General features: G+C 47.8%; 6 protein-coding genes. All 6 read right to left on the bottom strand.

The annotated features are described in order from the left end of the window. Positions 1-19: 19 nt before the first annotated feature. Positions 20-658, bottom strand: coding sequence for an SAM-dependent methyltransferase (locus JI735_RS16830; RefSeq protein ID WP_157771390.1), 639 nt, complete (start codon positions 656-658; stop codon positions 20-22). A gap of 63 nt (positions 659-721) precedes the next feature. Further along, positions 722-973, bottom strand: a complete 252-nt coding sequence (locus JI735_RS16825; RefSeq protein ID WP_020427015.1) for an acyl carrier protein — start codon at positions 971-973, stop codon at positions 722-724. Positions 974-1,012: 39 nt separating this feature from the next. Further along, the gene (locus JI735_RS16820) at positions 1,013-2,041 is read right to left on the bottom strand and encodes an HAD-IIIC family phosphatase (protein ID WP_233182167.1); all 1,029 of its coding nucleotides are present in this window, start codon (positions 2,039-2,041) and stop codon (positions 1,013-1,015) included. Positions 2,042-2,084: 43 nt separating this feature from the next. Next, positions 2,085-2,966: a 3-hydroxyacyl-CoA dehydrogenase family protein gene (locus tag JI735_RS16815; protein ID WP_039835762.1), complete on the bottom strand. Its 882-nt coding sequence runs from the start codon at positions 2,964-2,966 to the stop codon at positions 2,085-2,087. 115 nt (positions 2,967-3,081) lie between these two features. Beyond that, a complete protein-coding gene (locus JI735_RS16810) occupies positions 3,082-6,192 on the bottom strand; it encodes a cyclic peptide export ABC transporter (protein ID WP_039835761.1) in 3,111 nt (1,036 codons plus the stop codon). Positions 6,193-6,222: 30 nt separating this feature from the next. After that, a complete protein-coding gene (locus JI735_RS16805) occupies positions 6,223-10,710 on the bottom strand; it encodes a non-ribosomal peptide synthetase (RefSeq protein ID WP_233476435.1) in 4,488 nt (1,495 codons plus the stop codon). Positions 10,711-10,850 lie beyond the last annotated feature (140 nt).

The raw sequence follows: 10,850 nt of genomic DNA, 5'->3' as shown, positions 1-10,850 counted from the left end.
GAAAAAGACCTAACATCTGTCACTTACACAAAACCGTCAAAAAATCATAGACATAACCCTGGCTGACTTCAGCCCGGACCGGCTGCAGCCCGCTTGTCTGAATCTGTTCCAATGCAGTCTTCTTGGTTAACAGCTCTCTATACCCCAGGTTGATTTCGGGATGAACCTCGTAATAGGCCCGTGTCAAAAAGCTGTCCATCGGCACGATTAGAATCATATGACCGCCCGGGCGGCAATGCTCCTTGTGGATGGACAGAATCTCCTGCTTCTCTTGAAAATGTTCGATTAGCCCAAAGCTGCAAACCATATCAAACGGCTCTGTCACCTTTAAGGCAAAAAGGTCTTCCAACTGATACGTAATGCGGTCCTCATTCTTTTCTTTTATCCGGTTATAGGCATCAAATGAGGTCCGGCAATTATCCACCAAAACTCCGCTTCCCCCGTACATGGTCAGTAAAAGACGGGTGAGAAATCCCGTACCCGCCCCCAGCTCCAGTATTCTTGGCTGCGGTTGTACCTGAATGCCCTTTAACAGCTTGCGCAATACGTCCCCCAAGACCAGTGCCAGCAGATGAGCGTTCTCACTCAGCAAATCCCTGACATTGTGAAAATACGCATCCACGTCAAACGCCGGAGCTTCCCCGTTCTTCAGCTTCATGAAATATTCGTCCCAATTAAAAACGGCCCCAGTGTTTTTTGTCGTATAAATCATACAGTGCCCTTATTGATAGACCGTTTTCGAATTGATAAAGCTTACGATGTTATCTATCGTATTGAAATTGTTGATATCCATTTCATCACTCTCAATGGTCGTATTGAATTCACTCTCAATATACGTTACCAATTTCATGGCAAACAATGAATTCACGAAGCCAAGCTCGAAAATATTGTCTTCGTTGCTGAATTCAACCTCATCATCAAACACTACCAGATTATCCTGAATAAAATTGCGGATTTGCTCGTGCATGCTCATTGTAAAAACTCCTTTAGTTTTATTTTTTCCCGGATAACCTTACTGGACAAGCAGCTCGATATACGGAGGAAATTTCTGAATCGTTGTTAAATCATTTTCCAGAATCACAAAACCGTCCTCCGCTTTGGCTATCTCTTTGAAATTGGAGAACCTGTAGGAGACGTACATCATTTTATTGCGTTCCGTATTCTTAAAATCAGCCAGCAGCCTTTTATTGGCTTGTTTGGCTTGCTGCATGATATGTGTCAGCAGAACCGTACCAACCCCGTGCGAAATCACCCGGCATGACATAATCAGCAGCTTGATATGCCAATGGGTATCCGTCAGCTCGGCCAAAGCAATGCCAATTTTGCCGTAAGACCCGTATTTATCGGTTAGCTCACAGACAAACAGCTTATGGCCGGGGGATACCCGGAAGTGATTCAGCTCGTCGTAGCTGTAGATCCGGCCCGTCGAATTCAGCTGATTGGTGCGGACGGTTAATTCTTCCGCACGCTTCAAATCCTCCTCCTCAGCCTCACTGATGATGAATTTCATGCCCAGCGATTTCAGGAACTCCTCGCTGGTTCCCGAGAACGCTTCTTCTTCCTGTTTACGTTTCATATCCTCCAGATACATTAGCCTTCTTTTGACCGAATCCTCTGTAATAAAGGCGGGGATCAGCGAAGGATGGTCAAGCAGCTCCTGGTAGTGATCGGCATGAACGCAATTGATGGTTGCATGAACACTTTTTACCTCATCCAGCTCAAACGGCCGGTCATCGATAAACAATAGCGTGTCCATCCCGATGTTGATCGACTGGCGGATCGCATCCAGTGACTTTGATTTTGGCTCCCAATGGATTTGGGGATACAGAAAATAGTGGTCGATTTCAAACTCCTTCAGTTTGTTCATCGCATCATCGATATTGTTTTTGCTCGCAACGGACAGCAGAATTCCCCGGTGATCCAGTTCCTCCAGAATCTCCTTGATCTGCGGTTTTAACGTGACCTCATCCCCCTCGGACAGAACGCCATCCCAGAGGGTATTGTCCAAATCCCACACGACGCATTTAATTCCGTTTTTTATCTCCATCGCTTAGGTTCCTTCACATTAAATTTTGTATATCAGCTTACGCATGGCTATGGGCCAGAACAGACGTGTAATCAAAAAATCCTTTGCCGCTCTTTTTCCCCAGCAGCCCTGCGTCTACCATTTTGACCAGCAGCGGACACGGGCGGTATTTCGGATCGTTATAGCTCTCATACAAAACCAGGATGGAATTCAAAATCGTATCCAGCCCGATCAAATCGGCAGTTGCGAGCGGGCCCATTTTATGGCTGAAGCCTAAGCGGAAAATTTTATCCACATCCTGCGCTGCGGCGACCCCGTCATGAACGGCCCAAATACATTCGTTAATCATCGGCATCAGGACGCGGTTGGTCACAAAACCCGGTGAGTCGTTAACCAGAACAGGCTTTTTGTCAATCGCTTTCAAAAAGTCTTTGATCTTCCGGATCGTATCCTCAGATGTATAGTAGCCTTTAATGATCTCCACCATCTGCTTGAGCGGAACCGGATTCATAAAATGCATGCCGATTGCATTCTCCGGTCTGGGGAGGATTGCGCCTACCTTCGTGATGGAAATGCAGCTCGTGTTGACACCATAAATGGTATCTTCCTGACAATGCTCTTGGAGTTCCAGATACACCTTTTGCTTGGCTTCCCAGTTTTCCGTGATATTTTCAATCACAAAGGGAACGGCATGGAAGCTTTGATATGTAGTGGTGAACATGATGTTGGAAAGCACTTGTTCAATTTCTTTTACCGGCAGCTCTTTTTTCATCAGCTTTACCAGCTTGAAGTCTTCCCTGATTTTCGCCTTAGCCTTTTCCAGTGCCTCTTCATGGATATCTTTCAGAATGACCCGGTACCCCTGGCTTGCCAGATCCAAGGCCAAATCGGAACCCATTACCCCTGCACCAATAATCCCAATCGTTTCAAATGTATGCATATGCGACTGCCACCTTTTCATAATAGTAGAGAGCTAGTGTACATAACGGATGCGCTCCGCCAAACTCCTTCTGCCTCCCTTCATTTGCGGATGGTAGGACTCCAGGTATGACCTGTCACGCATGTTGTTCCTCCAGTTGATTGACGAGCAGCCCCACTTCCATTTTCAGCAATTGGTCAGCCATATGAAAATATCTATCGTCATGCGTAATCGCAATGATGCATTTCCCTTTTTGCTTCAGCTCCGGTATGAGTACATGATAGAAATAATCCCGGAATTCCGGGTCCTGATCAGCAGCCCATTCATCAAAAAGATAGATCGGGCGATCTTCCAGGCAGCTGATCAGGAGCGCTAACCGCTTCCGCTGTCCGGTTGAGAGATTTACGGTGCTAAAAGCCCCCTGCTGAATTTGGACCTTGTGCTCAATATCCAGCTTTTGTAAATACTCCTGAATCTCCTGACTTTTGTCTCCGGTTTCCATTCCGTACAGCCGCTCAAACAGGTGGAAATCACTGAATATAGCGGAAAAGCTCTGGCTCAATTCTTCCGGCGCTGCCCGCCGGCCATTCAATAGAATTTCTCCCTGATCGGGCTTATATAAGCCTGTTATTAATTTGCCCAGGGTTGACTTCCCGCTCCCGTTCCCGCCTGTAACAAAAGTAACCTGTCCGGAACGGACGCTCAGATTCAGCGGCCCCACCGCAAACTGTTCGCCTTCCTGGGATTGGTAATGGTAAGTTATATCCTTTGCCTCCAAATGGATCGGGGCATCTTCAGACCATTCATTGTCAGACGGGCCTTCTTGCATTTCCTCAGCTATATCCAGCTGCCTGGACAGCTCGTTCAGCCTGTTCCAGCTGATGCGGACCCGGATGAAATTCGGGATGGCATCCAGTACGCCGTGGACCGGCCCTGTCATATACAGAAAGACAAAGATATAGGCTCTGAGCGAGCTGTTGGAAATGTCCTTAAAGAGCAGCGGAAAAATAAAGGCTACAACCCCGATGACCAAGGTAAACAGCAGCTCTCCCATCACAAATACATTGGCGAAGCTTAAGTCCCCCTGAATCCGTTTGATCCGGTAGGTATCACAGCTTTGCTTAAGCTCTTGCTGGAACTCTTCTTTTTTGCCTTTATGAAGGCTAAGCTCCTTGAAGCCGCTGACCATGTGATTGATGAACTTGAAAAAGGTATTTTGAATATCCCTGGTTTCTCCCCAGACCTGATTGGCATGTCTTCCCGCCAAAAAATACAGGCCGGCCGCGAACAAAATAACCGCAATCGAGATCAGCAAGCCGAGCAGATTAATCGTGCCTAAATAGACGAAGCAGCAAAGCAAAGTGACAAGGCTGGTTACGCCAAAAATGAGAATATTGGTAACACCGCTGATCGTTTCCGTATCATTATTTAATACCGAATAGATCCGTTCGTTTTCGATGGTTTCAATATTTTGATACGAAGAACGCAGAATCTTGTCGATCAGATCCGTTCTTTTTTGAAAGACCATTTCATTGGTCAGGGTAATCAGCTTCGTTCTGACCAGCCTTTGGCCAAAAACGTAGACAGCGATCCCCATTACAAAAAAAGAAAATAACCCCATCTGAAAACGGTTGGTATGATTCAGCGCTTCATTAATGATAAAGATAATAATTGCATTTCCGAAGCCGCTTATCGTGCTAAGCAAGATGATAGGAAACAATGTGCGGTCCCGCGCTTTGGGGAACAGTGATGTGGTGAAGTAGTAGACGGAAAAGAAAAAGACCCCGATGAATAAACCCGGGACCGCGATCATAAAGCTTGACGGGGCCCATACTTCAACAAGCTCCCATGAAAGCCCGCTAAATAAAACAGAGGGAATGTTATAAAAGCAATAACTGACCAGCCCCAAAAATCCCAGCATTACGGCCAGCCCATAAATGTTTTTGGCGGTTTTCCGGCGGAGCCTTCTTTCCTTGGTGATGATTTCTTTGATGGTCATAATGAAAAACCAGCCCGTTAACAGGATCAATGGGACCGCAATGCAGAGAATGACAGTAGAGATTTTATCCACACTGCGGTATTGATCGGATACGTTTTCAGGCAGCTTTTGGTTGTGCAGAATTTCCATAATTCCCTGGCCCATCGCCTGGGTATAGGAGGAATTGATGTTCGCTAGTACGGCGACCCCGATCTTCTCCTCCGGGCGGAACACTACGGAAGAGGAATAATTCGGATTGCTGCCTCCATGGGAAAGCTCTCCGCTCCCTTTCTGATAGACAAACCAGCCTGCCGCGTAGGAAGAACCGTCCAGACCGGGGAAGACGGACCGGTCCGGCTGATGGGAGCGGCCGATCAAATCGGCATCCATCGCAGCTTCCGCCTGCCCTCCCATCTGGATTTTCAGCCACGCTGCCATATCGTTGCCATTCGAAATGACATAACCGGCGGGTGTATTTCCACGATACACAGGAGCCTGATATTCCCTGGCCTTTAAGAATCCGAGCTTATACCCCCTCGCCATTTCGTGCTGCTCTGCTTCTGTACGGAAAAGGTAGGTATTTTTCAAACCCAGGGGGTTCAATACGTTATTTTTCAGGTAAACCTCAAATGACTCTCCTGTTACTTTTTCGATCACAAGCCCCAGGATGTCATAATTGATGGAAGCATACTGAAACCTTTCCCCGGGGTAAAAATCCAACCTCTCCCCAACCACCGCCTTGACCGTACGCTCCAGCGCTTGTTCATCCCCGCCAACGGGAATATCGCTAATCGTATCAAATGAAAGGCCGCTGGTATGATGAAGAAGCTGTTCCAGGGTAATCCCGGCCACACGGCTTGTACCCGAGCCATCTTCTCCGGCATAGGAAACCTGGAACCAGGGCAGGTACTTCTGTACAGGGTCTTTCATATGAATTAAGCCCTGTTTTTCCAGCGATAATACAGCTAATGCAGTAAAGGCCTTACTGGTCGAACCAAGCTCAAACAAGGTCTCCGGAGTCACCGGACGCTTAGCTGCTACATCGGAATCCCCAAAGCCTTTGCTGTAGACCGTTTGCTCCCCCTTAACAATCACAACGGATGCACCCGGTATTTTGCCTTCCCGCATATTCTTGTTGATCCAGGCTTCAATGCTGGCAGTTTCCTCATTAGACAAACTGTTTGGTGCAGCCGGTTCTGTCCATGCATGCAGCGGCAGTACCATGGTGAGCAACAATAAGACGAGCCATCCCGCAATCCCTTTTTTCATCCCATAACCTCGCATCCTGAATTTTCACCATCAGCTAAACAGGCTGTCTAACTCCTCCTGGGAAATATCGACCGTATCAAAGTCGGAGGGAGTATATTCTTTTCTTTCAGTATTGCTGCAATGTTCAATCACCAGCTTCAGATTCCGGATCCAATGCGTCTGGAACCGTTCCATGGTCATGTCCAGAAATTTATTCCGGCTGTAGGTCAGACGCAGCTGTAAATGGCCGCCGATCACAAAGCAGTTGATATCCAGCACACTTGTCAGATGGTTGTCTCCGCTTACATTGTGCTGAATTTGATCCCCTGATAATGTCAGATATCCGCCGCTGTGATCCTCAGTAAATTCCCCAAGGTAATTAAAGCGGATGTATTTACGCAGACGGTGATCTCCAATACGGCCAAGCTGGCGCAACAACCCAAACCCTATTCCGTTCCCGGGAACTCTTCTCCGTTCCTCTTTGACCTGTTTAATCTGTCCGGGAAGGGATTCTCCGTTCAAGGTGATGCCGAATGGATATAAGCTTGTAAACCAGCCTACTGTCCTTGTGACATCTACAAGTTCATCGATATCCTCCCGTCCGTGCCCCTCCAGCTCAATGACTATATCTCTGCTGCCCGTCCATTCTTTGACTGTCACCAGTAAAGACGTCAGCAGCAAATCATGTGGTTCTGTATTGTAGGGAATATTGGCTTCGGACAGAAGCGCCGCGGTTTCAGATTGCCCAAGCCCGGATATTAATGTATGGCAGCTTGCGAGAATATCCGCTCCCTGGTCATGGTCAGCCGAAAACGCAAAATGCTTCTGCAATACCGAATTCCAGTACTCTTCTTCCTTCATTCCCAGCGTCTCCCGGCTGGCCTCCAATGCCTTAGCCCATTTCTGATAGGAGCTTGTCTTCAAAGGGAGTGCCACTTCCTGGCCGTGATGGATCTGCTGCAGCAAGGTATTCATATCTTCCAGGATGATTCTCCAGGATACACCGTCTACCACCAGATGATGGGCAATCAGCAGCATTTTCCGGACATGGCCGAGCTCAAATACAGCCGCTTTCACCAAAAGACTGTGCTGTAGATCGAAGCTCGCAGCCAGCCGCTGAGCCGCTTCCCCCAGCTTGGCCTCTTGTTCAGGCAGGGATAGGTCTGAGAAATCATATTCTTCAATGGACGGGCGGGTATGATAATGCTCTGGATTATAGAACAACCCGCCGCTGTCACTCCTGCAATTGATTCGCAGGGAATCATGATGCCGGATTAGGGCACTTAACGCTTTTTCCAGCGTATCCAGTCCAATCTCCCTCTTCATCACTGCCATCACATTTTGATGATAGTGACCGGCCTTGGCAAAATGCTGCGAAAAAAAATAGGACAGGATGGGAGTAAGAGAGATGCCGCCCTCAGCTGCTTCTTGCTCAACCACCTCTGATTGTGCTGCTTCAATAAACGCGGCCATCTCTTCCAGGACGGGAAATGACAAAATGTCCTTCACTTTAAGCTTGAAGCCTTTTTGGCTCATTTTTGAAGCAATCCGGATCGCTTGGATGGAGTCTCCGCCCAGATGATAAAAGTTGTGTTTCACCCCTGCATCGTCAACCCGCAAAACCTCCCTGACGACTTCAATAAGCTGCGCTTCATATTCGTTTCTCGGCTGGATATACGTTTTGTCTTCACTTTCCGGAAGTGCGATTTCCTCTAATAGAGCTGTATCCACCTTACCGTTTACGGTTAAGGGAATTTCCGGCACTTCGACAAAATATAATGGAATGAGGTAGTCAGGCAGCTGCTTCTTGAGGTACTCTTTTAACTCATAGGCTGTAAACCTGCGTTCTGAAACGATATAGGCGCAAAGGTAAGAATGCTGCTGCTTGTCTTGACGGTTCAGGACGACCGCCTCTGTTATCCCGGGGTGCTGGAGCAGATGCTTCTCGATCTCTTCCAGTTCAACACGGTATCCTCTGATCTTGATTTGCTTATCGGCTCTGCCAATATACTCCAGCGTACCGTCCCGCAGGAACCTCCCTTGATCCCCTGTCTTATACATTCTCTTCCCCGGAGCAAACGGGTTGTCTATAAATTTCTCCGCAGTCAGCTCAGGGTTGTTCAGATATCCTCTTGCCACGCCGTCGCCGGCAATATAGATTTCTCCTACAGCGTGAACAGGGACCGGAGCCAGGCTTTTATCCAAAAGATAGATTTGCACATTATCAGCAGGTCTTCCAATGGGCACGGCTGCTCTCGTGTCTGTATCCGGTGCATAAGAATGGATCATGCATCCGACCACAGTTTCGGTCGGCCCGTACTCATTGAAAATCTCTATATTTCCCCCAAAACGGTCATAGATTTTTTTCGCAAGACTGGCTTTTAGATTTTCTCCTCCAACGATAAAACTTTTGACTGAGGAATTCAGAGGGTCCCGGTCCAGCAGCAAGGATAGATGGGAAGGCGTAAGCTTCACGATGGTGGCCTGATTCTCCTTCAGAATCCGGAACAGGACATATTCGTCTTCATCGTCGCGGTACACAATGATGGCTCCACCGCTGATTAATGGCGTAAAGAGCGAGGTGACCGTCAGATCGAACGCAAGTGAGGAATAGAGCGGAAATACTTCCTCCGTCTGCTTCACATAGACCTTTTTCGCCCAGCAAATATAATTCACTAATCCCCGGTGCTCAATCATGGTGCCTTTGGGCCGCCCCGTGGAGCCGGAGGTGTAGATGACGTAAACCAAATCATCCGGTTTGCTCACCGGCTTTACATTGGAAGTTCCGTATGCATCGTATTTAATTTCCTCCAAATTGATGATTACACCGTCGAAACTGCATTCATCCACAAGGGAGAGATTAGTGAGCAGGAATTCCGCGCCGGCGTCTTGCAGGATATAATCCAGCCGCTCAGCCGGATTACCGGGGTCGATGGGCAGGAAGGCTCCACCTGCCTTGCCGATACCAAGGACACCAATTACCGTTTCCAGCGAGTGTGCGGTCAACAACCCGACAATGGTTTCTCTGCCGACACCCTTTTCAATAAGAAATCTTGCGAGCTGGTTGGCCTTCTCATTGAGCTGCTTGTAAGTCAGGTGTTCATTCTTGCAGGTAACAGCAATTGCATCGGGTGTCTTGTCCGCCTGTTCTTCAAACAACTGGCAAATGGTTTTGCCATACGGGTAAGGGGCTTGGGTCGCATTATAAGAATGCACCCGTTCGGTCCACTCTTCTTTGGACAGGATGCTGATTTGGCTGATCTGCGCTTCCGGGTCAGACACCATTTTCGTAATTAACGTCGTGAGATGACCGTACATATCATCAATTTGTTCATCCGTGAAGTCGTTTAGCTTATAGTCAAAGCTTGCGGTAATACTTCCGGAGCCTGTCCATTCCTTAAGCACGAGCTGCATGGAATACATCTGCTGCCCGCTGTAGAACTCGACACTATCAACAGGGAATCCGTTGATTTCTGTACCCAGCTTGGTATTGTAGTAATTGACACAGACATTAAATAATTGATCCAAGCCTTTCTTCTTAAGCTCAAGCTCTTGTATTAACCGGTCATAAGGATATCTCTGATGGAAATAGCAGGCCATTAACTCGCTGTTGATCCGGGTCATCGTGTCCAGTACCGAACTGGAGCCGTCAATCACATAGCGGAACGGCATTGTACTGGTATACATCCCAAAGGTGCTTTTTTGCCGCCGGCCCGACCGGTTCAATACTGGCGTGCCGACGACCAAATCGTCTTGGCCCGTAATCTTGTGGGTATACAGCAAATACGCAGTAACAAAGAAGGTATTCAAGGAACAGTTATGCGCTGCGGCCAAATCCTTGATCCGGGCAGACAGCTCAGGGCTCCATTCATACGTTTTTCTGTTTCCGGCTAATCTGTCCGAGCTGGCATTCAAAAAAGAATCCGGCAGTGCCCGATATTTCCCGGTCCAAAATGTCCGGTTTTTGTCAAACCGCTCTGAAGCAAGATAGGCTTGCTCCTCGTCCCTGTACTCCAGATAAGAGGGTCCAGGCTGAACCTCTGCCCTGTCTCCCCGCAACAGCCGGGTATATATCCCGCTGATCTGATCGGTCATGATATTCATGGACCAGCCATCTGCCACGATATGATGGAACTTGGCCAAATAGCCATTTTCGTGATCAGAGACTCTAAACATGGCAAAATAAAAAAGCCGTTCGTTTTCGAGGACGAATGGCTTTTGCGCTATGGATTCCACCCAGTCTGCAAACTCCCGTTCCGGTTCGCTGCATGTGGAGAAATCTATGAAATCTAGTGGAAAATCATTATTGTGACCGATGTATTGCCTTGGCTCCCCGTTCCGGGCAGCTATTCTCAGCCTTAATGCCTCATGACTCTGGATGAAGAGATCAATGGCCTTTTCCAGTACCGGAAACTGAACAGGCCCTTTGATTCTGATGGTACCCCCTATGTTATGCAGCGGGGTTTGCGGGTAAATCTGTTCGATGGACCATATTCTTTGTTGTGGATGAGTTAAAGGATAGAAGATACTTGGTTTCATATGCAGTAATTCCTCCATAACCGTTCAAGTCGTTATGATTCCACTATATTAGATTGAACTTGTGATTTTTTTAGTTTGGGATTGGTCGTGACTCCAGAGAATGTTTGGACTTCCGGCCGCTGTTGTCTCCTTTAACATCA

It is taken from the genome of Paenibacillus sonchi (assembly GCF_016772475.1).
GTDB lineage: Bacteria > Bacillota > Bacilli > Paenibacillales > Paenibacillaceae > Paenibacillus_AQ > Paenibacillus_AQ sonchi.
Note: the sequence above shows the minus strand (reverse complement) of the source record. Positions and strands in the feature narration are given on the sequence as shown.

What these genes read in the sequence shown, in the direction of transcription:
- JI735_RS16830 (WP_157771390.1), bottom strand. Translation starts at nt 658, where the DNA reads ATGAAGCTGAAGAACGGGGAAGCTCCGGCGTTTGACGTGGATGCGTAT.
- JI735_RS16825 (WP_020427015.1), bottom strand. Translation starts at nt 973, where the DNA reads ATGAGCATGCACGAGCAAATCCGCAATTTTATTCAGGATAATCTGGTA.
- JI735_RS16815 (WP_039835762.1), bottom strand. Translation starts at nt 2,966, where the DNA reads ATGCATACATTTGAAACGATTGGGATTATTGGTGCAGGGGTAATGGGT.
- JI735_RS16810 (WP_039835761.1), bottom strand. Translation starts at nt 6,192, where the DNA reads ATGAAAAAAGGGATTGCGGGATGGCTCGTCTTATTGTTGCTCACCATG.
- JI735_RS16805 (WP_233476435.1), bottom strand. Translation starts at nt 10,710, where the DNA reads ATGAAACCAAGTATCTTCTATCCTTTAACTCATCCACAACAAAGAATA.